Here is a 23758-nt window from a genome sequence, read left to right as displayed (position 1 = left end):
GTGGCAACCGGCCCGCGCCGACCGGTCGCCACCGCCGCGCCGGGTCACTCGGCGGCCGGTCCGAGCCACATGCCCCCGCTGGCGTCGACCGTCGCGCCGGTGATCCACCGGGCGTCCTCCGAGGCGAGGAACGCGACCACGTCGGCGATGTCGGACGGCTGCCCGAGCCGGCCCGCCGCGGTCGACCCCTCGATCTCCTCCTTGAGCCCCGGAGCGCTGTGGACCCACGACCCCATGTCGGTGTCGGTCACGCCGGGCGCGACCGAGTTGACCGTGATCGACCGCCGCCCCAGCGCCTGGGCGAGGGTGAAGCCCAGGGCCTCGTTGGCCGCCTTGGTCATCGTGTAGTGGAAGAACGTCGAGGCGATGCGGGTCACCGCCGACGAGATGAAGATGATCCGGCCACCGTCGGGGACCAGGCGTAACGCGCGCTGCGTGATGAAGAACGGCGCCTTGACGTTGACCGCGAAGGTCAGGTCGAACGCCTCGGGCGACAGCTCCTCGACCGGGGTCGGGTCGAGGATGCCCGCGTTGTTGACCAGGATGTCCAGCGGCGCACCCGCCAGCTCCGCCTCCAGCGCGGTGAACAGCACGTCGACGTCGCCGGGCACGCCCAACTCGGCCCGGATCGGGAACGCGTTGCCGCCCGCCTGCTCGATGGCCGAGACGACCTCCTTGGCCGCCGCGTCGTTCGAGCCGTAGTGCACCGCGACCCGCGCCCCGTCGGCCGCCAGCCGCAGCGCGATGCCCCGCCCGATGCCCCGCGAAGCGCCCGTGACCAGGGCCGTCTTGCTGCTCAGATCCGCCATCGTGATTGCTCCTCGTGCTCATGGACTGCACAGTCGTGGACTACTTACTTCAGAAACAGTAGCAGCAAGTCCTGGTTATGATGCAAGCATGTCCTGAAGAGGGAGGTAAGATGGTGACCGTGCACCTCAAGCGGAGATACGGCGACGGCTGCGGCGTCGCCCAGGCGTTGGACGTGGTCGGCGAGCGCTGGGCGCTGCTGATCGTCCGCGACCTGCTCCTGGGGCCCAAGCGGTTCACCGACCTCCAGGCGGGCCTGCCCGGCGCCGGGCCGAACATCCTCGCCCAACGCCTGCGCGACCTGGAGAGCACCGGCGTCGTGCGGCGGCGCACCCTGCCACCGCCCGCCGGGTCGAAGGTCTACGAGCTGACCGAGTGGGGCGCCGAGCTGGACCCGATCGTCACGGCACTGGGCCTGTGGGGCGTGCGCTCACCCGTGCTGCCGCTGGAGGGCGAGGTCGGGGCGGACTCGATCATGCTCAACCTGCGCGCGTGCTTCACCCCGAGCGAGAGCCGCCGCTGGACGGCCGACTACGAGATCCACATCGGACGCGACCGGTTCACCATGCGGGTGGTCGAGGGCGAGCTGGTGGAGACCGTGCGCGGCCAAGTGGTCGGCACGCCCGACGCGGAGATCGAGGCCGACCCGGAGACCCTGGACGGGCTCATGCTGGGCAAGCAGACGGTGGCCGAGGCCATCGACGCCGGCTGCCTGCGCGTGACCGGCAGCCTGCACGCCACCCAACTCCTGTTCGACGCCACCCTCATCGCCTGACCCCGCGGGCGCGAACACCGGCGGGAAAGCGGTGGCAGGGCGGCAGCGGATGTTGTTGCCGCCGCTGAGGTGCGCTGCGCGCGGGCGTCAGCTCGCCTCCTGGTCCTCCAGCGGTCCCAGGTCGCGGACGGTTCGGGCGAAGGCGCGGACGAGATCCGTCTCCGCCTCCGTGCGCCACACCGGCGCGAACCGGACGACGTCGAGGTCCCGGACCGGGAGGTAGGCGATGTCGGGCCGCTTCCAGTACCGGCTCACGTGGGCCGGGAACAGGCCCGCGACCTCACCACTGCTGACCAGGGCCAGTGCCTCCTCCGCGTTGCCCACCACGGGTCCGCGTTCGATCACGCGACCCCGGCGGGTGCGTGCCGGCAACAAACCCTCCACCCAGTACCCCGGCGCGTCGACGGTCGGGTGCAGGAGGTCGGCCGCCGCCTCCTGCGAGACCCGGTCGTGCCGGGCCAGGGGGTGGTCGGTCGGCACGGCCAGCACCCGTGGGCCGGTGCACAGCAGGGGACCCACGGTCAGGTCGGGTTCCCGGACCGGCAGCCAGGTGACCAGGACGTCGACGTCCCCGCGGCGCAGCCCGGCGAACGGGTCGGTGACCGGCGCGTGCAGGATCCGCAGCCGCCACCGCGGGTGCCGGGCGCGGAAGGTCTCCCAGTACCGCCTCAGGTCGTGCGCGTTGGGCGGGATCATGCCGACGCGCAGCACGGCGGTGAAGCCCTGCGCGTGCAGGCGGGCGCGGCGCAGGCTGTCGTGCAGGCCCGTGTAGACCGGGCGCAGGTCGTCGCGCAGCTGCCTCCCCAACGGGGTGAGCTCGATGCGCCGGCGGTTCGCGCGGTCGAACAGGGGTGCGCCGAGGTGGCGTTCCTGCCGGCTGATCGCCTGGCTGACGCGTGCCTGCGAGACGTGCAGCCGGGCGGCGGTCCGGCCGAAGTGCAGTTCTTCCGCCAGGGTCAGGAAGATCTCGATGTCACGGAGTTCCACGCCGTCCTTCCCCGCCAAGGTCAAATCTCGGCTCCGATGTTACATAAGTCGACATCGGCCCAGGTGGGAGGCGATTTCGCTGGCGACGAAACTATCCCCGCCGTGATAACCGCGCGGTTATGGGGGCGTGCCGGAGGTTCGCGTTGATCAACCCGGCGCGCCTCGGTGAGGGTGGCAGGACCACACCCGATCGCCCGGAAGCCTTGGATGAACCAGCGACTTCAGCGCCTGCTCGCCGCCGTCTGCGCGTTCGCGGCGGTGGCGGGCTGTTCGAACGCCCCCGAACCCACGCCGCCCGCCACGACCACGCCGCCCGCCACGACCACCCCGCCCGCCACGCCACCGCCGGGCCGCTTCGCCTCGCCCAACCCCGGTTCGGTCAACACCCACTGGATCCCCGGACCGGACGGCCTGGTCCTCGTCGACACCCTCCGCACGCCGGCCGACGCCCGGCAGGCCGTCGCGGAGGTCGAGAAGACCGGCCGGCCCGTCGCCGCGATCCTGCTCACGCACTCCCACCCCGACCACGTCGGCGGGGCAAGCGCTTTCCACGAAGCGTTCCCGCAGGCGCCCATCCACGCGTCCCGCTCGACCGACACGGCGATGCGGGAGGACAAGCGCGGCTTCTACCCGTTGGCGCGCTCGGCGAACCCGGCGTTCCCCGCCGAACTCACCTACGCCGACCGGGTCTTCGACGACGGCGCCACCGTCACCGCGGGCGGCCTCCGCTTCGAGACCGCGACCTTCGTCGACGCCGAGTCCGACACCGCGACCGCGTACTACCGGCCCGACACCGGCGACCTCTACTCCGGCGACCTGGCGACCAGCGGGGTCACCCCGGCGCTGTTCGAGGGCAACACCTGCGGCTGGCTGCGCGTCCTCGACCAGCTCGGCGCACGCTTCCCCGACGCGCGCACGATCCACCCCGGTCACGGCGCCCCGGGACCGGCCAAGGCGCTGATCGACGACCAGCGCCGCTACCTCCGCGACTTCCGCGACCTCGTCCGGCCCGCCGTCGCCCCGGCCTCACCGGGTGGCGGGACGGTCACCACCGAGGAGGAGTCCGCGATCGTCGCCGAGCTGGACCGCACCCACCCCGGCCACCCACCGGTCGCGGACATCCCCGACCTGGCACAGGCGAACGTCAAGGCCGTGGCCGCGGAACTGGCCTCCGGGAACACCGCCTGCGACTAGCCCTCACCCCGGCGCGGTCGCGGGAAGCGCTCGACCAGGCGGTCCAGGGCCGCGGTCAGCAGCTCCCGGCCGAGCCGCACGACGGAACCGGTCAGGCGGCCGTCGCGTTTGACCACCCGGCCGTCCACCAGCACGGTGTGCACGTCGGAAGGCCCGGCGTTGAGCACCACGGAGGTGACCGGGTCGCCGAGCGGGGTGAAGTGCGGTGCGCGGGTGTCGATGACGACGACGTCGGCGCGCTTGCCGGGGGTGAGCGTGCCGATGCGGTCCTCCAGGTGCCAGGCCCGCGCGCCCGCGACGGTGGCCAGGCGCAGCACGTCCCGGTGGTCGAGCTCGACGTGCGCGGGCGGCTCGTGCCGGGCCACCGCGTCGGCGTTGGCGCGGGAGCGTTCGGCGGCCAGGGCCAGGCGCATCTCGCTGAACAGGTCGGTGCCGGCGCCCGTCACGGAGTCGGTGCCCAGCGCGGGGAGCAGCCCCTGGGCCAGGGCGCGGCCGGTGACGGGGTGGGCGCCCAGGGCCATCAGCATGTCGATGCTGGGGCACGGGGTGATCGAGCCGCCGGTGGCGGCGATCCGCTTGAGGTCGTGGTCGGTGAACGCGGTGCCGTGGGCGTGGTGGACGGTCGGCCCCAGCAGGCCGCGTTCGTCCAGCACGTCGATCGTGCGGTAGCGGGGCAGGTAGCCCGGCAGACCGCTGTGCAGGCTGACGGGCAGGTCGAGGTCGCGGGCGAGGGCGAAGTCGTGGGCGGTGGTGTCCGGTGTGGAGAACTCGGGTCCGCGCAGGGCCAAGCCCATCGTGACGAGTTCCCCGGTGGCGGAGGCGAAGTGCTCCGCGCGCATCCGGCGGGCGTCGTCCGGGTGCGGTTCGGAGCTCTCCACGACCCACTTGCGCGCGCCTTGGCCGATGGGCGGGCCGTAGAGGAAGACGGCTCGAACCCCGGAGTCGCGCAGGGCGCGGACGTTCTCGTCGGCGTGGTCGGGGGTGGTGGTGATGTGGGACCAGTCGGCCACGGTGGTGATGCCCGCGTTGAGCGCTTGCAGGGCGCCCCACAGCACGCCGGCGTAGACGTCCTCGGGCTGGTACGCGGGCAGGAAACCGCCCAGGACCACGTCCACGTAGCCGGTCAGGGACAGGTGCGCGGCGCTGCCGCCGATACCGCTCTGCCAGAGGTGGCGGTGGGAGTCCACCAGGCCGGGCAGCACGACCATGCCGGTGGCGTCGAGGACCTCCGCGTCCTCGGCGTCGAGTCCGCGCCCCACGGCGGTGATCGTGCCGTCGGTGACGAGGAGGTCGGTCGCGGGCAGGTCGCCCAGGGTGTCGTCCAGCGTGACGAGGTGGCCGTTCTTGATGATCAGGCGGGAGCGTGCGGCGGGACCGGTCCGCGACGAAGTCCGGGCAAGCGACATGTCCGCAGTCTCGGGTCCGCACGCGACCACCGTCCAACACCGACTGGTGATGGCTTGAGCGGGAGGGGAGATGGACCTGCGCAGGTTGGCGCACTTCGTCGCGGTGGCCGAGGAGCGGAACTTCACCCGGGCCGCCGCCCGGCTGCACATCGTGCAGTCGGGGATCTCGTCGTCCATCCGGGCGCTGGAACGCGAACTCGGCACGGCGCTGTTCGACCGGACCACCCAGCACGTCGAACTGACCGAGGCGGGCCACGCGCTGCTGCCGCACGCCCGGCGGCTCCTGTCCGGTGCGACGGCGGCCCGCCAGGCGGTCGACCAGGCCAAGGGTGGGCTGACCGGTCGGCTGCACCTGGGCATCCTGTACGGCTACACGCCGGCCGCGATCCCCGCGCGCCTGGCCGCGTTCCGCGCCGGGCACCCCGAGGTGGTCGTCCGGATGCGCGGCCCCGGCGAGCACGGCACCACCGACCACGTCCGCGCCCTGTGCGAGGGCACCCTGGACCTGGCGTTCGTCATGGTCACCGGCCCGGTGCCCGGCCTGGACCTGCACGTCCTGACCACCGAAACCGTGCTCCTGGCCTGCCACCCGGCCCACCGGCCCGAGTGGGGCGACCGCGTGGACCCGGCCGACCTCGTCAGCGAGCCCCTGATCGACTTCCCGCCCGGCTGGGGCGTGCGCAACGCGGTCGACCGCACCTTCGCCGCCGCCGGCGTGGAGCGCCGCGCCACCCTGGAGATCAACGACATCACCACGATCCTCGACCTGGTCCGCCACCGGCTCGGCATCGCCTTCGTCCCCGGCTTCCTGGCGGCGGAAGCCCCCGACCTGCGCTTCCTGGCGACCACCGAGCACCAGCCCGCCTTCCAGGTGGCCTTGGCCGCGCCCACCGACCGGCCGCTCACCCCGGTCGCCCGGGCGTTCCTGGGAGCGGTTGCAGGGGACGGGCCGCGCCCGGTACGTTCGGGGCCGCCGTGACGGTCCGCGGCACCTGGTCCGATCGTCCACATGCGACAGGAACAGTCGATGACGAGCGCATCCGCGGGTCCGGCGATCAGTGTGGTCATGCCGACGTTCGACAAAGCGCCGTACCTGGAGCTGACGCTGGCGTCCTACGTCGGCCAGTCGTTGCGGGACTACGAACTCGTCGTCGTGGACGACGGCAGCACCGACGACACCGCCGCGGTGGTGCGGCGGTACGCGGAGCGGTTGCCGATCACCGCCGTGCGCCAGGACAACAAGGGCCGTTCGGCGGCCCGGAACGCCGGGATCAGGGCGGCGGCGGGCGAGGTCGTGGTGTTCTCCGACGACGACCGGATCGTCTCGCCGGACTTCGTGGCGGAGCACGCGAAGGCGTTCGCGGCCGGCGGGGCGCTGCTCGTGCAGGGCGGGCAACGCGGCGTGCTGACCCGCTGGCACCCGGAGCTGCGCGCGGACGAGCGGCTGACGGCGCTGGACTTGGAGTTGCCCGGCTCGCCCGGCTCGCCCGACCTTCCCGACCGTGAGGTCGCTCTTGTCGACGCCCACGCCGTCGAGACCGACCTGGACCAGGTGCTCGCGACCTACGGTGTGCCGGAGCCGTGGTGGGAGCAGCACGTCCAACGGGTGCTGGAGGCCTTCCCCGACCCGGCCGACTTCGCGCTGTCGTGGATGATCGGCACCACCGGCAACATGTCCGCACTGCGCGAGCAGATCGTCGAAGTCGGCCTCCTCGACGAGGGCTTCACCCGCTGGGGGTTGGAGGACACGGACCTGTGCTACCGGCTGGTGCACGCCGGCGCCCGGGTGGTCGTGGCCCCGGACGCGGTGAACCACCACCAGGTGCACCCGAGCACCGGCAGCAAGGCGAGCGAGTGGCTGACCAACTTCCGCCACTTCAGCCGGAAGGTCGACACCGTGGAACCGGCGCTGTTCCGCTTGCTGGCCCAGGGGCTGATCGACGTGCGCACGGCGGACGCGGTGGCCCGGGAGTGCGCCGAGCTGAGCCGAGCCGGCCGCACCGTCCTGGTCGACGAACTCCGCCGCCGGTACGACGACCTGTTCCGCCTGTTCGAGCAGAGCATGGCCGGTTAGCGCCGGCGCGCCCGGCGGGCTTGTGATCCTCTCCGGCCCGGGTGCCCGTGATCACCGCGGCTGGACGGCGGCGTAGAACTGCCGCGCCAGTTCCCTGACCGGGCCGCGGCACTGCTCGTTCCGCCCGTCGGCGAGCGACGTGCGACTACCGCTGTGGGCGATCAACACCGCGTTGTCGTCGAGGATTTCCAGCGTGCAGCCCGTGGTGTCGTTGTCCCTCCAGCGCGCGTCGGACCCGAGGTCCACGCTGCTGTCCTTGTCCCGCGCCGAACCGCGTCCGACGAAGTCCTGCTCGGCGCGCTGTGCTCCCGGGTGGACGCCGGTGATGTCCTTCGTGGTCTCCCAGTACTGGATGCTCAGGACGACGACCGACTCGTCGGACCGGAAGGTGCACACCTTCGAGGCCGACCCGAACCCCTGCTGGTCGGTGTCGGGCAGCAGAGGCGGCAGGGCGACCTGGAGTCGCTGCTGGATCTCCGGGCAGCTCTTCAAGCCCGCGGCGGCGTACTTGACCGGTGCCGGCGGCGGGGTGGTCGACGTCGTGCTCGACCTGGACGTGGACACGGGCACCGGCACCGGCTCCACACCGCCACCGCAACCGGCGAGCACCACCGCCGCGGCCGTCACCCCGATCGCAGACCGGGTCCGGGCACTTCTGGTGGTCACGGCTCCTCCTCGAACACGCCTGTGCTGCTGGCCGGCACGACCGGCACCACCTGCCCGACCGGACGTGAGCCAACCTCGCCAACGCGGCGACCGAAGCCGCCCGCGCCAAGGTCACGACCGGGCTCACCAGCGGCAAAACGGTTTACGGTCAAAATACCAATCCCCTTCTTCGCGGATTAGCCTCCCGGCACCGGCAGAGCGCGCTGTGTCGGCGCTCTCGTCCACGGAGGAGTCGTGATGAGGACCCAGGTCATTCGACGAGGGCTGGTCGCCGCCGCCGTCGTCACCACCGCGGTGGGCGTGTGCGTCGGCCCGCTGTCGGCCTCCCCAGGTGCCACGTCGGGTGGCAACGCCGCCAGCAGTGACAAAGCCACGCAGGCGGGGGTGGACAGCACCAGCGCGCTCGTGCAGCTCAAGGGTGACCCGTTGAGCACCAACGCGCGCACGAAGCCCGCCCAGGGCAAGAAGATCGACTTCTCCAGTTCGGCCGTGAAGTCCGAGCGGGCCGCGCTTTCCGCGTTGCGCAACGACTTCAAGGCGTGGCTGCGCACCAACGCGCCCAAGGCCCAGATCGTCAACGAGTACGACCTGGCCCTCAACGCCGTCGCGGTCCGGCTCAACGGCACCCCGCTCGACACCCTGCGCGGCGCGCCCCAGGTCACCCGCGCGGAGTACGAGCGGACCTACACGATCGCCGACTCCAACGACCCCGACCTCAGCCTGGTCCACGCCGTGCAGGCGTGGCGGTCGAGCCAGGTCGGTGGGGACGCCAACGCGGGCAAGGGCGTCAAGATCGGCATCATCGACACGGGCGTGGACCAGACCCACCCGTGCTTCTCCGACGCCGGCTTCCCGGCCACGACCCAGCTGGGCGACAAGCGGTTCACCAACAACAAGGTGATCGTCGCCAAGGTGTTCAACATGAAGGGCGGCCAGCAGGGCTACACGCCCGAGGCGGTCCAGGAGCACGGCACGCACGTCGCCGGCACGGTGGCCTGCAACCTCGACACCCCGGCCGTCGTCAACGGCGTCGACGTGCCCTACGACGTCTCCGGTGTCGCGCCCGCCGCGCAGGTGGGCAACTACAACGTCTTCCCCGCCGACGTGCAGAACGTCCGCAACGAAGACCTCGTCGACGCCATGGAAGAGGCCTACGTCGACGGCATGGACGTCATCAACATGAGCATCGGCGGCAACGCCTCCGGCGCGCAGGACCTCGGCACGGTCGCGGTGGACAACCTGGACCGGGCCAACATGGTCGTCGCGGTGGCGGCGGGCAACAGCGGTCCCGGCCACTACACCGTCGAGTCGGCGGGCAGCGCCGAGCGCGCGTTGACCGCGGGCGCTTCGACCGTGGGCCACTTCGTCGGTGCCGCGATCACCGTCGGCGCCACGACCTACCGCGCGGCCACCGGTGACTTCCCGGTCGTCTCCTCGCCGCTGACCGCCGCGCTGGGCGTCGTCACCGGCACCACCAACGGCCTCGGCCTGGCCTGCGACACGCTGCCGGCGGGCAGCCTCACCGGCAAGATCGCCGTGGTCTCGCGCGGCTCGTGCAGCTTCGCGACCAAGATCCGCAAGGCGCAGGACGCGGGCGCGGTGGCCGCGGTCGTGGTGAACAACGTCGCCGGCGACCCGATCGCGATGGGCGGCGACGCCGCCGTGCAGCCGGCGCCGACCATCCCGGCGTACATGGTGGACCGGGGTTCGGCCGCGGGCCTGGTGGCCGCCAACGGCCAGTCGGCCACGATCGACGCCACGCTGGCGTACTTCCGCACCGGCAACGACAACATCATGGCCGGCTTCTCCAGCCAGGGACCCACGGACACCTCGGCCCGCCGCGTGAAGCCGGACGTGGTCGCGCCCGGCGTGAACGTCCTGTCCAGCATCCCGACCCACCTGTGCGGCGGCTCGCCGGACTGCTGGACGTTCCTCCAGGGCACGTCCATGGCCACGCCGCACCTGGCGGGCATGGCCGGCGTCGTGCGCGGCGCCCACCCGACGTGGACCGCCGAGCAGGTCCGCTCGGCCATCGTCAACACCGCCGCCGAGGGCGTCCTGACCCGCTACACCGACGGCACGACGGTCGAGCGCGACGTCAACGTCACCGGCGCGGGCCTGGCCAACCTGCTCGCCGCGGTCGGCGCGAGGATCGCGGTCGGCCCGGTCAGCACGTCCTTCGGCACCATCCCGGGCGGCTCGGGCCAGACCCGCACGGCCACCGTGGTGCTGACCAGCCTGACCGGCGCCGCCCAGACCGTGTCGTTGTCGGTGGACTCGGTGCAGGGCGCGGGCGTGACCTTCACGGCCCCGTCCTCGGTGACCATCCCGGCCACCGGCTCGACCACGATCACCGTCACCGCGACCTCCGACAAGGGCGCGGCGGCCGGTGACCACTCGGCGGACCTGCGGTTCGCGGTCGGCGGGGTGGAGATCGCGCACAGCGTGCTCTACGCGTACGTCGGCTGACCACTGCTCGATGCGGAAAGGGCGTCCCTCCCGCCAGGGGCGCCCTTTCCGCTGCCGCGGGTCGTCGGTCAGTCGGACCTCGGTCGGGGTGCCCAGGCGATGAGGTTCCAGAACAGCGCGCCGAGGATCGCGACGCCGAGCATGATGCCGCCGACCCAGGTCGCTTGGTCGTTGTCGGCCAGGGCGGCGTCGACGACCCGCCCGTCCTCCAGGTCGTAGCGGACCGCCACGTGGTCGCCGGGGTTGCGGGCCGGGCCGTTCTCCGACAGGTCCGCGAGCTGCTTGGTGCCGTCCGGCAGCGAGTACTCGACCTTGACCCGGTAGCTCTTGCCCGACCGGAACCGCTCCTGCACGACCCCGTCCGCACTGGGCCACGACCGCTGCTCGGTCGACGACCGGAGCAGGAACACCAGTCCCGCGACCAGCCCGACGAGCACCAGCAAGGCCATGATCCGACCGGCCCGGAACTTCCTCGACTTCGCCACCCACGCCTCCTTTCCCACGACATCGCCGCACCGCACCGGGGTGTGACGGCGGATGTGTCCCACGCCACACGGGCTTCCTGTCAGCAATCGGCGCGCTGTCCCGCTCAACGTCCGACAACGCACTCCAGACAAGGAGCGGCAGGATGAAGCACCGCATCGTCGTCCTCGGCGCCGGCTACGCCGGTGCCTACGTGGCCGGGACCCTGGCCCGCCGGCTGTCCGCGCGGGACGCGGAGATCACCGTGGTCAACGCCGAGCCCGACTTCGTCCAGCGGCTGCGGCTGCACCAGCTCGCGGCCGGGCAGCACGTCGAGGCCCCGCGGCTCTCGGAGGTCTTCGCGGGCACGGGGATCAGGCTGCGCCTGGCCCGCGTCACTGCCGTGGACCCCGAGCGCCGGGTGGTCGCCGTGGCCGACGCGGACGGCGGCGGGGAACTGGGCTACGACACGCTCGTGTACGCGCTCGGCAGCCACGGCGACGACCACGGCGTCCCCGGCGTGGCCGAGCACGCCTTCGACGTCGCCGCCCGACCCTCGGCGCTGCGCCTGCGCGACCGGCTGGACGCACTCCCGGGGCGGGGGAACGTGGTGGTCGTCGGCGACGGGTTGACCGGTATCGAGACCGCCACCGAGATCGCCGAGTCCCGGCCCGGCCTGTCGGTGACGCTGGTCGCGCGCGGCGAGCTCGGCGCACGCCTGTCCGCCGGGGCGAAGGCCCACCTGCGCCGGGCGTGCGACCGGCTGGGGGTCACCGTCGTGGAGCACACCGAGGTCGAAGCCGTCGAGGCCGACCGCGTGCTGTGCGCCGACGGCTCGGTCCTGGCGTCCGACGCGACCGCGTGGACGGCCGGGTTCACGGTCGGCCGCGTCGCCGCCGCGAGCGGGCTGGAGGTCACCGACGACGGGCGGGTCCTGGTGGACCGCACCATGCGGTCGGTGTCGCACCCGGACGTCTACGCCGTCGGCGACAGCGTCCACGCCCTCGGCGACAACGGCCTGCCGCTGCCGATGTCCTGCGCCTCGGCCGGTTACACCGGTCGGCAGGCCGTCGAGGCGATCACGGCCCGTCTGACCGGCGGCGAGGTCACCACGACCAAGCTCGAGTACGTCGCCAACCACATCAGCCTCGGTCGGCGGGACGGCATCATCCAACTGGTCGACGACCGGGGCCGGGCGAAGCCGAAGTACTGGGGCGGCCGGGGTGCCGCGCGCCTCAAGGCGGCCATCCTGCGGACGGCGCTGTGGGCCACCTCGCACCCGACCTTCCTGCTGCCCCGGCGCAAGCACCGCCTGACCGCGCCGGAGGGTCGGCGTCCGCTCGTGAGCGCCTAGGGTTCCGACGCGTGGACACCGCCACCACCGATCACTTCGACACCGGACGGTTCGAGGCCGGCCGCGACCGGCTGGCCGCGCTGGCCTACCGGCTGCTGGGCTCGGCCGCCGACGCCGAGGACGTCGTGCAGGACGCGTTCCTGCACTGGCAGGCCGCCGACCGGACGCTGATCCGGGTGCCGGAGGCGTGGCTGACCAAGGTCGTCACCAACCTGTGCCTGGACCGGCTCCGCTCGGCGCGGGTCCGCCGCGAACGCGCGGCCGGCGCGTGGCTGCCCGAACCGCTGCTCGACGGCGACCCGATGCTGGGTCCGGCCGACACCGTCGAGCAGCGCGCGTCGGTGTCGCTGGCCGTGCTGACGCTCATGGAGCGCCTGTCACCGGTGGAACGGGCCGTCTACGTGCTGCGGGAAGCGTTCTCCTACAGCCACGCGGAGATCGCCGAGATCCTCGACCTCAGCGAGTCCGCCAGCCAGCAGCACCTGCACCGGGCCCGCCGCCGCGTCACCGCCGAGCGCAGGCGCGGCGGCGAGGTGGACCCGGCGTCGGCCCGCCGGATCGTGGCGGAGTTCCTGGCCGCCGCGTCCTCCGGCCGCACCGACCGGCTGGTGGCGCTGCTGACCGACGACGCGACCGCGATCTCCGACGGCGCCGGCCTGAGCAAGACCCTGCTCCGGTACGACACCCCGCGCCGCATCGCCGCCATCGCCCGCGCCGGCTTCACGCCGTCCGAGGCCAAGCACCGACTCGCCGGGGGGACGCCCGCCATCCACTACGCGCTGGTCAACGGTGCTCCGGCGCTGTTGTTCGTGGTGGACGACCAGGTCACGGGCGCGGTCACGTTCGACCTCGCCCACGGCCGGATCACCACCGTGCGGGGCATCGCCGCCCCGGCCCGGCTGGTCCGGCTCGCCGAGTCCTGGCGACGGCACGACCCCGAGCCGCCGCTCGTCGCACGGTGGTGAGGGTTCAGTTGTCGCTGTATTGTTCCGGGAGTGCTGAAGTGTGAGACCCGCGAGGACGCACTGGCCCGGCTGGGTCGGGCGCTGGCCGACCCGACCCGGTGCCGCATCCTGGTCGCCCTGCTCGACGGGGTCAGCTACCCCGCCAAGCTCGCCGACCACCTCGGCCTGACCCGCTCCAACGTCTCCAACCACCTCTCGTGCCTGCGCGGCTGCGGGCTGGTGGTCGCGACCTACGAGGGCCGCCAGGTCCGCTACGCGTTGGCCGACGCGCACCTCGCGCGGGCGTTGAGCGAGTTGGTCAAGGTCGTGCTCGCCGTGGACCCGGCCGAGCCGTGCCTGGACGACGAACCCGCCGCGGTGGAGGCGCTCCGATGAGCGCCGAGCCGTTGCCGCTCGTGGCAGCGGGGGACAACTGTTGCGCTCCACGGCCCCCGGCCGGCCCGGACCCGGCGCGACGGACGGTGCTCACCCGCCGCGTCCGGCTGCTGGTGGCCGCGACCATCACCTACAACGTGGTCGAGGCCGTGGTGGCGTTGGTCGCCGGGTCGATCGCCTCCTCCACCGCGCTCATCGGGTTCGGGTTGGACTCGGTGATCGAGGTCGCGTCGGCGGTCGCGGTGGCGTGGCAGTTCTCCGGCGCGGACCCCGAAGCACGCGAACGGACGGCGTTGAAGGTCATCGCGGTGTCGTTCTTCGCACTGGCCGCGTACGTGACCGTCGAGTCGGTGCGGTCGCTGGTGGGTGGGGAGCCGGCCGACCACTCCACCGCGGGCATCGTGCTGGCGGCGGTGTCGTTGGTGGTGATGCCGTTCCTGTCGCACGCCCAGCGGCGCGCGGGGCGGGAGTTGGGGTCGGTCAGCGCGGTCGCGGACTCCAAGCAGACCCTGCTGTGCACGTACCTGTCCGGGGTGCTGCTGGTCGGGCTGGTGCTCAACGCGCTGTTCGGGTGGTCCTGGGCCGACCCCGTGGTGGCCCTGGCCATCGCCGCCGTCGCGGTGAAGGAGGGCCGGGAGGCCTGGCGCGGCGATCACTGCTGTTGAGCCGACAGCGTCAGGTCGACCACCCGTGACCCGCCGCAGCAGCCGCCGGAGGAGGGCTCGGCGTCGAACACGCCCGACCCGCCGCACACCCCGGTTTCGGGCAACGTCAGCTCCACCCGCCCGGCCGACTCGTGGTCGCCGGCGATCTCCGCGACCACGCTGCGGACCTGCTCGTAGCCGGTCAGGGTGAGGAACGTCGGCGCGCGGCCGTAGCTCTTCATGCCCACCAGGTAGACGCCGGGCTCGGGGTGGCGCAGCTCGTTGGCGCCGTGCGGGTAGACCGTGCCGCAGGAGTGGACGTTCGGGTCGATCAGCGGCGCGAGCCTGACCGGGGCCTGGAGCACCGGGTCCAGCTCCAGTCGCAGCTCGGACAGGAACGACAGGTCCGGCCGGAACCCGGTCAGCACCACGACCTCGTCCACCGGCTCCAGGCGGTGCCCGTCCTCCGACTCCAGCACGAGCCGCTCGCCGTGCCGCTCGACCACGGCCGTGCGGAACCCGGTCACGACCCGCACGGCACCGGCCCGTGCGGCGGCCTTCGCGCGCAACCCCAAAGCACCGCGTGCCGGGAGTTGGTCGGCCTCGCCGCCACCGAAGACGTCGCCCACCGCGCCCCGGCGCAGCAGCCAGGTGACGTGGGTGCCGGGGTGCTCCTCGGCCAGTTCGGCGAGCACGACCAACGCCGTCAACGCCGAGTGCCCGCTACCGGCGACCGCGATCCGCTTGCCCGCGTACCGGTCCAGCTCCTGGTCGAGGTCCGGCACCCGGTAGGCGATCCGGTCGGCGGCGGCCTCCTCGCCGATCGCGGGCAGTCCGTCGCCGCCGAGCGGGTTGGGCGTGCCCCACGTGCCGGAGGCGTCGATGACGGCGCGGGCGGTGATGCGCTCCTCGCCGTGCGGGGTCCGGACGTGCACGGTCAGCGGCTCGGTCGCGCGGCCGGCGTCGACCACCCGGTCCCGTCCCCGCCGCGCCACCCCGACGACCCTCGCGTCGTAGCGGACGTGCTCGCTCAACTCCTTCGACAGCGGCTCCAGGTAGTTCGCCACCCACTCGCCGCCGGTGGGGTAGCCCCGCGGCGCGCTCCACCCGGTGGGCTCCAGCAGCCGGCGGGCGGCCGGGTCCACCAGCTCGGACCACTGCGAGAACAGGCGCACGTAGTTCCACTCCGCGACCGCCGCCCCCGCCCGCGACCCGGCTTCCAGCACCACCGGCCGGAGACCGCGCTCCAGCAGGTTCGCCGCCGCCGACAGACCTGCCGGACCCGCACCCACCACGACCACCGGAAGCTCGTCCACCACGACCACCCTTTCATCGACCGTTCTCGATTGACGACCGAACTCTATAGACCGACTTCGATGGATGCAACCATTGATGTCAGTCGATGGATTCGGCCGGACTTGCATCCGGTACCCGGGTACGGGCTTACCGTGGTGGCATGAGCACAGACCCCGTCCCGTGGACACCGCTCACCGTGGACGCCTGCACCCTGCCGACCGCCGAACAACCGTTGCGGGAGAAGGAGTTCGACGACCTCTTCGCCGCCTCCGCGCGCTCGGTCGAACGGCTCGACCCGACGTGCGTGCGGGTGACCCTCGACCCCGCTCCCGAGGTCGCCGCCCGCACCGCCCACCTGATGGCCCGCGAGACGGGGTGCTGCTCGTTCTTCACCTTCGCCCTCACCACGGCGGGCGACGGCCTGCGCCTCGACATCCGCGTGCCACACCAGCGGGTCGCGGTGCTGGAGGCGCTCGCGGCCCGGGTCCGGCCGTGACCACCCTGCGCAGCGGGCAACTCGCCGCCGCGGCCGGCGTGAACCCGCAGACCCTGCGGTACTACGAGCGCATCGGCCTGCTCACCGCCGCCGAACGCACCCCGGGCGGTCACCGGCTGTACTCGCCGGCGGCGGTCACGGCACTACGGGTGATCAAGGCGGCGCAACGCCTGGGGTTCAGCCTGGACGACATCGCCGACCTGCTGGACCTGGGCGCTCACCGACACGGCCGCCGGCAACCGGGCCGACCGCACCGCGAACCGGGCCTGCCCGACCGGGCCGCCGCGAAGCTCGCCGAGGTCGAGGCGAAGATCGAGGACTTGGTCGTCATCCGCGACACCCTCGAGCGCGCCCTCGACGTCGGCTGCGACGACCTGCTGGCCTGCGCCGAGCGCCCGGGGTGTCCGCTGCCCTTCACCGACTCGCCGGCGCTACCGTCCCAGCGGTGACCGTCCTGCGCTCGATCGTGTTGTTCGTGTTGGCCGCGCTCGCCGAGATCGGTGGCGCGTGGCTGGTGTGGCAGGGCGTGCGCGAGCACCGGGGTCTGCTGTGGATCGCCGCCGGGGTGGTGTCGTTGGGCGCGTACGGGTTCGTGGCGACCTTCCAGCCCGACGCCCACTTCGGCCGCATCCTGGCCGCGTACGGCGGTGTGTTCGTCGCCGGTTCGCTGGCTTGGGGCGTGGTGGTGGACAAGTTCCGCCCGGACCGGTGGGACTACGTCGGAGCGGCGATCTGCCTCCTCGGCGTGGCCGTGATCATGTACGCACCCCGCGGCTAGGTTCTTCGGTGGGTCTCGTACATCCGCATCGCGACGAGCAGGCCCGAGGCAGCGGTGACGGCGGCGACGGCCCACACCGCGGCGCGCAGCCCGTACCGGTCGGCCGCCAAGCCCGCCAGCAGTGCGCCCACGGCGAAGCCGCCGTCCCGCCACAGCCGGTAGACGCCGACCGCGCGGGCCCGCCACGTCGGGTGGGCGACGTCGCCGACGACGGCCAGCAGGGTGGGGTAGACCATCGCGGTGCCGATGCCCAGCAGGGTCGCGGCGAGTGCCCAGGCCGCGAAGCTCTCGCCGACGGCGACCAGGGCCAGGGCGGCGGCCTGGGTGAGCATGCCGGTGGTGATGAGGTGTTTCCGGCCCCAGCGGTCTGACAGGGGGCCGGTGACCAGTTGACCCAGGCCCCAGACCGCGGGGTAGAGGGCAGCCAGCACGCCGATCTGGCTCAGGGACAGGCCTGCCGTGGCGAACAGGACGGGGAACAGGCCCCAGGCCAGGCCGTCGTTGAGGTTGTTGACCATGCCGGCCTGGCTGACGGCGGACAGGGCCGGCTCGGTGAAGCTGGTGCGGGTGAACACCTTCCGGCCGGTCGTCTCGGCGTGGCCGCGTGCTTCGAGGTGGGCGTGGGCGCGGGTGTCCCGGACCAGGAGCAGCGACAGGCCCAAGCCCAGGGCGGTGTAGGACAGGCCCAGCAGGAACGGGGCCGGGCGCAGGCCGTAGCGGGCCGCGAGGTAGCCGGTGGCCAGTGCGGTGCCGGCCACGGCGAGGTAGCCGGCGGCCTCGTTGAGGCCCATCGCCAAGCCCCGGCGGTCGGGGCCGGCCAGGTCGATCTTCATGATCACCGTCGTGGACCAGGTCAGGCCCTGGTTGACGCCCAGCAGCACGTTCGCGGCCACCACCCAACCCCAGTGCGGTGCCCAGATCAGCAGCAGCGGCACCGGGATCGCGACCAGCCACCCGACCACCAGCACGGGCTTGCGGCCCACCCGGTCCGACCACGCCCCGGCCACGTAGTTGGTCGCGGCCTTGGTGAGGCCGAAGGCGGCGACGTAGGTCAGGGCGGCGGTGTGGGCGGTGAGGTGGAAGACGCGGTCGGCCAGCAGGGGCAGGACCGTGCGTTCCTGGCCCAGGGTCCCGCCGACCAGGGCGTTGACGGCCACGAGCAGGCCGAACTGGGCCAGGTTGGCGCGCAGCCCGAGTCTGGGCGTGGTCACGACCCGGTCGCCAGGGTGCCGCCGGTCTGCTCGGCCCAGTCGTGCGGACCGCCGGTGAGCACGGAGACGTCGCGGAGGCCGGCGCGTTCGAGCAGGCTCGCCGCGCCCAGTGCTCGCTCGCCGTGCCCGCACATCACGACCGTGGGCTCGTCGGGCAGGTCGGCGGCGCGCGCGGGCAGGTCACCCAGTTCCACGTGGTCCGCGCCGGGCAGGTGCCCGGAGGCGTACTCGGCCCGTTGCCGCACGTCGAGCACCCGCACGCCCTCGACCTCCCGCGCGGACACGAGCCGGGTGGCGGTGGTCGGTTGGTCGGCCGCGACCCACTCGTCCAGGACGATCTCGCCGGCCAGGTCGTCGTAGCCGATCTTCAGGGCCTGCCACAGGACCTCCGCCGGGTCCTGGTCCGGGTCGCGCACGACCACCAGCGGCCGGTCCGGCGGCGCGAGCCACCCGAGCCAACTGGCGAACACCGGCCGCAGCGGGATGGACAGCGACCCGGGCACGTGCGCCGCCGCGAACCGGGCCAACGGACGCACGTCCACGACCTGTCCGCCGTCCGCCAGGAGCGCTGGCACCTGGGCCGCGGTCAGCGCCGGCAGCGCGGGGGAGTCCGGGAGCACGGCCGGTCCGCGCCGGTTGGTCTCGCCCAGCCACCGGAAGTAGGTCGGGTAGCTGCCCAGCGGGCCCAGCAGCGCGGCGACGAACTCGTCCTCGTCGGCCACGCCCAGCAGCGGGTTCGTCGCCTTCTCGCGGCCGATGGTGCTGACCCGGTCGCCGCCCGCCGGCGCGGCGCAGAACGACCCGCCGCCGTGCGTCGGCCACACCGCGACCTCGTCGGGCAGCGTGGCCAGGCGGCGCAGCGAGGCGTGCTGGGCACGGGCCAGCTCCTCGGTCCGGTCCGGTGCGACCAGGTCGGTGCGGGCGGCCGAGCCGACGAGCAGGGACCCGCCGGTGAACACGCCCAGCGGGCGCGAGCCGTCGGACAGCAGCAGGGACAGGTGCTCGTGGGTGTGGCCGGGGGTGGCGAGGGCGCGCAGGGTCAGGCCGCCCAGGTCCACCTCGTCGCCGTCGTGCAGGCCCTCGTGGTCGAACTCGCGTGCGCCGGCGGCCGACGCCAGGACCCGCGCGCCCCGCGTGGCGGCGAGTTGGCGTGCACCGGAGAGGAAGTCGGCGTGCAGGTGGGTGTCCGCGGCGAAGGCCACCACCAGGCCGCGCCGCGCGGCCTCGCGGTCGACCGCGCGCAGGTCGCGGCTGACGTCCACCGCCAACGCGCGCCCGTCGCCGAGGTCGACGAGGTAGGCGGAGTTGCCCAGGCCCTGGTCGACCAGCGGGACGATCGGTGCTCCGATCATGGCCGCCCTCCTCTACACTGTTCCAAGGATTATTGGAGAAAGGATAGGCGCATGGGCGACCGCGCGGCCAAGTCCGCCTTGTTCGAGCAGTTCGCCCGGGTCGGCAAGGGGCTGGCCAGCGGCAAACGGCTGGAGCTGCTGGACCTGTTGGCGCAGGGCGAGCGCACGGTGGAGGCGTTGGCGCGCACGGCCGGGCTGGGCCTGACCACCGCGTCCGCGCACCTGCAGACCCTCCGGCAGGCCGGCCTGGTGGCGACCCGCCGCGCCGGCACGAAGGTCTACTACCGGCTGGCCGGCGACGACGTGGCCGCGCTGTTCGCGTTCGTGCGGCGGGTGGCCAACGACCACCTGCCCGACGTCGAGGCCGCCCGCGCGACCTACCTCGGCCCGGCCACCGACGAGGTCACCCGCGCAGAGCTCCTCGACCGCGTGCGGTCCGGCGAGGTGACGGTGCTGGACGTGCGGCCGGCCGAGGAGTACGCGGCCGGGCACATCCCCGGCGCGCTCGGCATCCCGCTGGAGGAACTGCCCGCCCGGCTCGCCGAGCTGCCCGCGGACCGGGAGGTCGTCGCCTACTGCCGGGGCGCGTACTGCGTGCTGGCCCACGACGCCGTCCGCTACCTCACCGCCCAGGGCCGACCGGCCCGCCGGCTGGAGGACGGCCTGCTGGAGTGGCGCCTGGCCGACCTCCCACTCGCGGTCTGACGACCGGGGGCGGATGCTGTTACCCGCTTGGCGGAAAGGCCGGTCATGGACGGCACCAGCGAAGTCGTGACACGGGACAAGGCGGCGTTCGAACGCCTCGCCCGCGCGGAGCTGCCCGGCCGCTACGCCCTCACGCGCCGGCTGCGCACCACCCCCAGCGTCCGGTTCCTGGCCGAGCACGTCGTGTGCGACCCCGCGCTGTGGGCGGCCTGTGGCGGCGGCGCGGCGGGGCCTGCGGCGGCGGCCTGTGGCGGCGGTGTGGCGGCGGCGGTGTGGCGGCGGCGGTGTGGCGGCGGCGGTGTGGCGGCGGCGTGTGGCGGCGGCGTGTGGCGGCGGTGCGGCGGGAGCCTGTGGCGGCGGTGTGGCGGCGGCCTGCGTCGGTGGTGCGGCGGCAGCCTGTGGCGGCGGCCTGCGCCGGCGGTGCGGCCCAGGTCGACCGGTACCGGGCGCTCACCCAGGACGCCTGCCCGCGGATCGTCGCCGAGCGCGACAACCCCGCCGGCGCGTTCCGGTCCGGCTCGGCGCGGGCCGCCACCTGCGGCATCAAGAGCACCAGTTTCCTCGCGGTCAAGCCGCGATGAGGTGAAGGAGTCCCCATCATGACCACGTCGACCCGGCTGTCCACCGAGCGTGCGCTGCACGTGGGCGGCAGCCTCATGGCCCTCGCGGGCGTGGCGTTCATCGGCTACGCCGTGATCTTCTTCGTCCGCAACTTCAGCGGGGCGTTCCTCGAGCTCGGCATCGGCCAGGCCGAGGCGGGCGCGACCCGCGAGCAGGTCGAGGCGTTCAGCCCCGAGCTGTACGAGTACATCTCGCACCTGCACCTCGCCGTGGCCGGCTTCATCGCCGCCGCCGGCCTCGCGACCGCCGCCCTGTCCTGGTACGGGGTCAGACGGGGTCTGCCGTGGGCCTACGCCACCGCGGTCGCCACCCCGGTGCTCGGCCTGGCCGTGGCCCTGCCCGCCCACTACCCCTACGACCTGGACACGCTCGGGCACCTCGGGCTGGTCTACCTCGCCACGGCCGTGTTCGTCGTGGGCGCCGGCATCGCCCTGCCCGCCTTCTTGCGGACTCGGAGCTGACCCAGTCGGCACGTCCGGGTGAACCGGCCGCGCGGGTGTTCCGGCGGTGGCGGTGGGCGCACTAACGTCTGGCCGGCTCACGGGTGGAGGTGCCGCATGACCGTGGAACTGGGGCCGGGGTCCGCCGCGTGGGAGCGGTTGGGCGAGTGGCGGTTCCTGCTGGTGATGCACCGGACCCTGGTGCTCCAGGCCGCCCACCCGGCGATCGGCGCGGCGGTGAGCCGGTTCTCGGTCTACAACGCGCGGCCGTGGCGCAGGTTGTTCCGGACGTTGGAGAGCCTGCACACCTACGTCTACGGCAGCGCGTCCGAGCAGCGCCGCGAGCTGGCCCGGCTGGACCGGCTGCACCGGCGGATGCGCGGGACCGACGACCGCGGCCGGGTGTTCTCCGCCGAGCAGGCGCAGGCGCGGGCGTGGGTGCACCTGACGCTGTTCGAAGCGGTCGTCACCATGCAGCGGTTGGCCGGTGACCCGTTGTCGGCGGAGGAGACCGAGCGGTTCTACGCGGAGTGGCTGGCGGTGGGGCGGGTGTTCGGTCTGTCCGAAGAGGACATGCCCGCCACGCCCACCGAGTTCGACGTCTACTTCGACCGCGTGGTCGGTGAGGTGCTGGAGGACAACGCCACCGTGCGGGACCTGCTGTCGGGCAGCGTCCACCGCGTCCCGCCGCCGCCGGGGGTGCCGATCCCGGCGCTGGTGTGGGCGCCCTTGCGGTACTTCGTGGTGTCCGCCGCCGTGCAGGCGACGGTGGCGACGCTGCCGGAGGTGTACCGCGAACGTTTGCGGCTGACCGTCGTACCAGGCGCGGACCTGCTCGTCGGCGGCGTGCACCAGGCCGCGCGCCTGGCCGCCGGCGTGCTGCCCAAGGCGTGGCGGTACATGCCGGTGGCCGCCGCGTCGGTGCGCGCCGCCGCCGTCCCGCGCCGCGAGCGGGTCGCGCCGACCCCGGAGACGTTCTTCACCACCGTGCTCGACCAGACCGGCGACGGCGTGGTGCGGTGGAGCGACCTGCTGGCGATGGCGCGGGAGGTCAGCACCCACTTCGACCTGGACGAGGACGACGAGACCACCGTCCACGACGCCTTCGAGTCCTGGTGGGACGACCTGCGCGAGGCCACCGGCACACCCCCGGACGGCGGCGTGACCCTCGCCGCCTACCGCCACGCCCTGGCCGACGACCGCTACCCCGGTGCCCCCGACCCCGAACGCGGGTACGGCGCGGTGGCGGCCGTCCTCAGACGCCTGGTGGACCGCGACGACAACGGCGAGGTGCGCCGATCCGAGTACGCCCGCCTCCTCGACCACAGCCCCCACCGCCACGAACTGGTCGCGGCCCTGCGCGACCTGGACCGCGACGGCGACGGCACCCTGCACAGCGCCGAGTTCGAGGCGTCCCTGCACGACTTCCTGACCGGCCACCACGACCTCCCCGCCGCCCGCCTCTTGTTGGGCAGGATGTAACCGTGCCCCTGAGCCGGAGAACCCGCGCCGCCCGCAAGCGCAAGCGCCGCATGGACCGCGCGGACAACGACCTGTCCGCCGCGGAGTGGACCGCCCTGAAAACGGCGTGGGCCGGCTGCGCCTACTGCGGCGCCACTGGCACACCCCTCCAGAAGGACTGCGTGCAAGCTCTGTCGCGCGGCGGCCGGTACACCCTGGACAACATCGTGCCCGCCTGCGGCTCGTGCAACGCCAGCAAGTGCAACGCCGAGGTCACCGCCTGGCTCCGCCGCAAACGACTGGACGAGCGCGCGTTCCTGCTGCGGCACGTGGAGGTCAACGCTCAGCTGGCACAACGCTTCGGCCGCGAGGCGGGGTAGCAGGCGCGGCCGGTCAGACCAGGACCACGGTCAGACGTGGACCACGGTCGGGCCGGCGGCTTCCAGTTCCTCTGCCACCGCCGCGTCCACTCCCGTGTCGGTGATGATCGTGTCGATGTCGCTCAAGTCGGCGAACCGCGCGAAGTAGTCGTTGCCGATCTTGGTGTGGTCGGCCAGGAGGACCGCGCGCCGGGCCGCGCCGATGGCGGCCGTCTTCACCATCGCCTCCGCCTGGTCGGGGGTGGTCAGGCCGCGTTCGAGGGACAGGCCGTTGGTGGCCATGAAGGCGACCTCGACGAAGGTGTCCCGGAGTGCCTGCAGCGCCCACGTGTCCACCGATGCCAGGGTGCGGCTGCGGAGGCGGCCGCCGACGAGCATCACGGTCAGGTTGGGGCGGTTGGCCAGGAGCAGGGCGATGTTCACCGAGTGCGTGACCACGGTCAGTTCCCGGTCCGGCGGCAGCAGGTCGGCCAGCTTCGCCGTGGTCGTGCCGGCGTCCAGGAGGATCGTGCCCTCCTCGGGCAGCAGGGCGAGGGCGGCCTTGGCGATCCGCTCCTTCTCGGCGGTCATCACGCCCTCGCGCGCGGCGATGGCGGGCTCGAAACCCAGGCGTTCCACGGGGATGGCGCCGCCGTGCACGCGGCGCAGCAGGCCGTGCCGTTCGAGGGTGGTCAGGTCGCGGCGGATGGTCTCCGTGGTGACGGCGAACTCCTCGGCCAGCGCGGCGACGTCCACCCGGCCCTTGGCCCGGGCCCGTTCGAGGATGACCTGTTGGCGCTCCTCCGCGTACATCGGCTGCCCCTCGCTGTGTCGCTGGACCCCCAGCTTAGGCGATGTGGG

26 protein-coding genes are annotated in these 23758 nt (G+C 73.2%); 17 read left to right on the top strand and 9 right to left on the bottom strand.

The window, feature by feature from the left end:
• Window positions 1-44: 44 nt before the first annotated feature.
• Entirely contained in the window at window positions 45-809 is a 765-nt protein-coding gene (locus DFJ66_RS11580) for an SDR family NAD(P)-dependent oxidoreductase (protein ID WP_121220649.1), read from the bottom strand.
• 110 nt (window positions 810-919) lie between these two features.
• Between DFJ66_RS11580 and DFJ66_RS11575 the strand changes: the two genes are divergently transcribed.
• Window positions 920-1582, top strand: coding sequence for a winged helix-turn-helix transcriptional regulator (locus DFJ66_RS11575; RefSeq protein WP_121220647.1), 663 nt, complete (start codon window positions 920-922; stop codon window positions 1580-1582).
• Between the two features lie 87 nt (window positions 1583-1669).
• Here DFJ66_RS11575 and DFJ66_RS11570 read toward each other — a convergent pair whose 3' ends face one another.
• Window positions 1670-2569, bottom strand: a complete 900-nt coding sequence (locus tag DFJ66_RS11570) for a LysR family transcriptional regulator (protein WP_121220645.1) — start codon at window positions 2567-2569, stop codon at window positions 1670-1672.
• A 207-nt stretch (window positions 2570-2776) separates the two neighbouring features.
• On the opposite strand from DFJ66_RS11570, the gene DFJ66_RS11565 reads away from it, so the two are divergent.
• Window positions 2777-3763, top strand: coding sequence for an MBL fold metallo-hydrolase (locus tag DFJ66_RS11565; RefSeq protein WP_121220643.1), 987 nt, complete (start codon window positions 2777-2779; stop codon window positions 3761-3763).
• Here DFJ66_RS11565 and DFJ66_RS11560 read toward each other — a convergent pair.
• Window positions 3760-5169, bottom strand: a complete 1410-nt coding sequence (locus DFJ66_RS11560; protein ID WP_170199280.1) for an amidohydrolase family protein — start codon at window positions 5167-5169, stop codon at window positions 3760-3762. The genes DFJ66_RS11565 and DFJ66_RS11560 overlap by 4 nt on opposite strands.
• A gap of 70 nt (window positions 5170-5239) precedes the next feature.
• On the opposite strand from DFJ66_RS11560, the gene DFJ66_RS11555 reads away from it, so the two are divergent.
• Together DFJ66_RS11555 and DFJ66_RS11550 are read left to right on the top strand one after the other, a co-directional pair.
• On the top strand, window positions 5240-6148 hold the full coding sequence (locus DFJ66_RS11555) for a LysR family transcriptional regulator (protein ID WP_211351084.1): 909 nt from the start codon (window positions 5240-5242) through the stop codon (window positions 6146-6148).
• A gap of 48 nt (window positions 6149-6196) precedes the next feature.
• Window positions 6197-7243: a glycosyltransferase family 2 protein gene (locus DFJ66_RS11550; protein ID WP_170199278.1), complete on the top strand. Its 1047-nt coding sequence runs from the start codon at window positions 6197-6199 to the stop codon at window positions 7241-7243.
• Between the two features lie 51 nt (window positions 7244-7294).
• On the opposite strand, the gene DFJ66_RS11545 is transcribed toward DFJ66_RS11550, so the two are convergent.
• Window positions 7295-7909: a hypothetical protein gene (locus DFJ66_RS11545; protein WP_121220635.1), complete on the bottom strand. Its 615-nt coding sequence runs from the start codon at window positions 7907-7909 to the stop codon at window positions 7295-7297.
• A gap of 237 nt (window positions 7910-8146) precedes the next feature.
• Here DFJ66_RS11545 and DFJ66_RS11540 point away from each other — a divergent pair, with 237 nt between their 5' ends.
• Window positions 8147-10378: a S8 family serine peptidase gene (locus tag DFJ66_RS11540; protein WP_121220633.1), complete on the top strand. Its 2232-nt coding sequence runs from the start codon at window positions 8147-8149 to the stop codon at window positions 10376-10378.
• Window positions 10379-10446: 68 nt separating this feature from the next.
• On the opposite strand, the gene DFJ66_RS11535 is transcribed toward DFJ66_RS11540, so the two are convergent.
• Complete coding sequence (locus tag DFJ66_RS11535) at window positions 10447-10863, bottom strand: DUF3592 domain-containing protein (protein ID WP_121220631.1); 417 nt, start codon at window positions 10861-10863, stop codon at window positions 10447-10449.
• Between the two features lie 143 nt (window positions 10864-11006).
• On the opposite strand from DFJ66_RS11535, the gene DFJ66_RS11530 reads away from it, so the two are divergent.
• From DFJ66_RS11530 to DFJ66_RS11515, 4 genes are read left to right on the top strand one after another with little or no spacing between them, the layout of a single operon-like run.
• Window positions 11007-12194 carry an NAD(P)/FAD-dependent oxidoreductase gene (locus DFJ66_RS11530; protein ID WP_121220629.1) on the top strand — a complete coding sequence of 396 codons (1188 nt, stop codon included), beginning with the start codon at window positions 11007-11009 and terminating at the stop codon, window positions 12192-12194.
• Window positions 12195-12205: 11 nt separating this feature from the next.
• The gene (locus tag DFJ66_RS11525; RefSeq protein WP_121220627.1) at window positions 12206-13159 is read left to right on the top strand and encodes a sigma-70 family RNA polymerase sigma factor; all 954 of its coding nucleotides are present in this window, start codon (window positions 12206-12208) and stop codon (window positions 13157-13159) included.
• Between the two features lie 30 nt (window positions 13160-13189).
• Window positions 13190-13534 carry a Cd(II)/Pb(II)-sensing metalloregulatory transcriptional regulator CmtR gene (gene cmtR / locus DFJ66_RS11520; RefSeq protein WP_121220625.1) on the top strand — a complete coding sequence of 115 codons (345 nt, stop codon included), beginning with the start codon at window positions 13190-13192 and terminating at the stop codon, window positions 13532-13534.
• Window positions 13531-14199 (top strand): cation efflux transmembrane domain-containing protein, encoded by a 669-nt coding sequence (locus DFJ66_RS11515; RefSeq protein WP_246029697.1) that lies wholly within the window; start codon window positions 13531-13533, stop codon window positions 14197-14199. Before cmtR ends, DFJ66_RS11515 begins: the two co-directional genes overlap by 4 nt.
• Here the strand turns inward: DFJ66_RS11515 and DFJ66_RS11510 are convergent.
• Window positions 14187-15494: an NAD(P)-binding domain-containing protein gene (locus DFJ66_RS11510; protein ID WP_121231036.1), complete on the bottom strand. Its 1308-nt coding sequence runs from the start codon at window positions 15492-15494 to the stop codon at window positions 14187-14189. The two genes, DFJ66_RS11515 and DFJ66_RS11510, sit on opposite strands and share 13 nt — an antisense overlap.
• A gap of 140 nt (window positions 15495-15634) precedes the next feature.
• On the opposite strand from DFJ66_RS11510, the gene DFJ66_RS11505 reads away from it, so the two are divergent.
• The 3 genes from DFJ66_RS11505 to DFJ66_RS11495 are packed head-to-tail and all read left to right on the top strand — an operon-like array spanning window position 15635 to window position 16748.
• On the top strand, window positions 15635-15970 hold the full coding sequence (locus DFJ66_RS11505) for a hypothetical protein (RefSeq protein WP_121220623.1): 336 nt from the start codon (window positions 15635-15637) through the stop codon (window positions 15968-15970).
• Window positions 15967-16419: a MerR family transcriptional regulator gene (locus DFJ66_RS11500; protein ID WP_121220621.1), complete on the top strand. Its 453-nt coding sequence runs from the start codon at window positions 15967-15969 to the stop codon at window positions 16417-16419. The genes DFJ66_RS11505 and DFJ66_RS11500 overlap by 4 nt, the downstream gene beginning before the upstream one ends.
• Complete coding sequence (locus DFJ66_RS11495; RefSeq protein ID WP_121220619.1) at window positions 16416-16748, top strand: YnfA family protein; 333 nt, start codon at window positions 16416-16418, stop codon at window positions 16746-16748. The genes DFJ66_RS11500 and DFJ66_RS11495 overlap by 4 nt, the downstream gene beginning before the upstream one ends.
• Here the strand turns inward: DFJ66_RS11495 and DFJ66_RS11490 are convergent.
• Window positions 16745-17959: an MFS transporter gene (locus DFJ66_RS11490; RefSeq protein ID WP_121220617.1), complete on the bottom strand. Its 1215-nt coding sequence runs from the start codon at window positions 17957-17959 to the stop codon at window positions 16745-16747. The genes DFJ66_RS11495 and DFJ66_RS11490 overlap by 4 nt on opposite strands.
• Window positions 17956-19311: an MBL fold metallo-hydrolase gene (locus DFJ66_RS11485; RefSeq protein ID WP_121220614.1), complete on the bottom strand. Its 1356-nt coding sequence runs from the start codon at window positions 19309-19311 to the stop codon at window positions 17956-17958. Before DFJ66_RS11485 ends, DFJ66_RS11490 begins: the two co-directional genes overlap by 4 nt.
• Window positions 19312-19362: 51 nt before the next feature.
• Here DFJ66_RS11485 and DFJ66_RS11480 point away from each other — a divergent pair, with 51 nt between their 5' ends.
• From DFJ66_RS11480 to DFJ66_RS11460, 5 genes are all read left to right on the top strand, one after another.
• Window positions 19363-20016, top strand: a complete 654-nt coding sequence (locus DFJ66_RS11480; RefSeq protein ID WP_121220612.1) for an ArsR/SmtB family transcription factor — start codon at window positions 19363-19365, stop codon at window positions 20014-20016.
• Window positions 20017-20201: 185 nt separating this feature from the next.
• Window positions 20202-20597 (top strand): hypothetical protein, encoded by a 396-nt coding sequence (locus DFJ66_RS42615; RefSeq protein ID WP_170199276.1) that lies wholly within the window; start codon window positions 20202-20204, stop codon window positions 20595-20597.
• An 18-nt stretch (window positions 20598-20615) separates the two neighbouring features.
• The gene (locus DFJ66_RS11470; protein WP_121220609.1) at window positions 20616-21098 is read left to right on the top strand and encodes a hypothetical protein; all 483 of its coding nucleotides are present in this window, start codon (window positions 20616-20618) and stop codon (window positions 21096-21098) included.
• Between the two features lie 96 nt (window positions 21099-21194).
• Entirely contained in the window at window positions 21195-22559 is a 1365-nt protein-coding gene (locus DFJ66_RS11465; RefSeq protein ID WP_121220607.1) for an EF-hand domain-containing protein, read from the top strand.
• A 2-nt stretch (window positions 22560-22561) separates the two neighbouring features.
• The gene (locus DFJ66_RS11460) at window positions 22562-22918 is read left to right on the top strand and encodes an HNH endonuclease (protein WP_246029696.1); all 357 of its coding nucleotides are present in this window, start codon (window positions 22562-22564) and stop codon (window positions 22916-22918) included.
• Window positions 22919-22948: 30 nt separating this feature from the next.
• On the opposite strand, the gene DFJ66_RS11455 is transcribed toward DFJ66_RS11460, so the two are convergent.
• Complete coding sequence (locus tag DFJ66_RS11455) at window positions 22949-23710, bottom strand: DeoR/GlpR family DNA-binding transcription regulator (RefSeq protein ID WP_121220605.1); 762 nt, start codon at window positions 23708-23710, stop codon at window positions 22949-22951.
• Window positions 23711-23758 lie beyond the last annotated feature (48 nt).

This window comes from Saccharothrix variisporea (genome assembly GCF_003634995.1).
GTDB lineage: Bacteria > Actinomycetota > Actinomycetes > Mycobacteriales > Pseudonocardiaceae > Actinosynnema > Actinosynnema variisporeum.
Note: the sequence above shows the minus strand (reverse complement) of the source record. Positions and strands in the feature narration are given on the sequence as shown.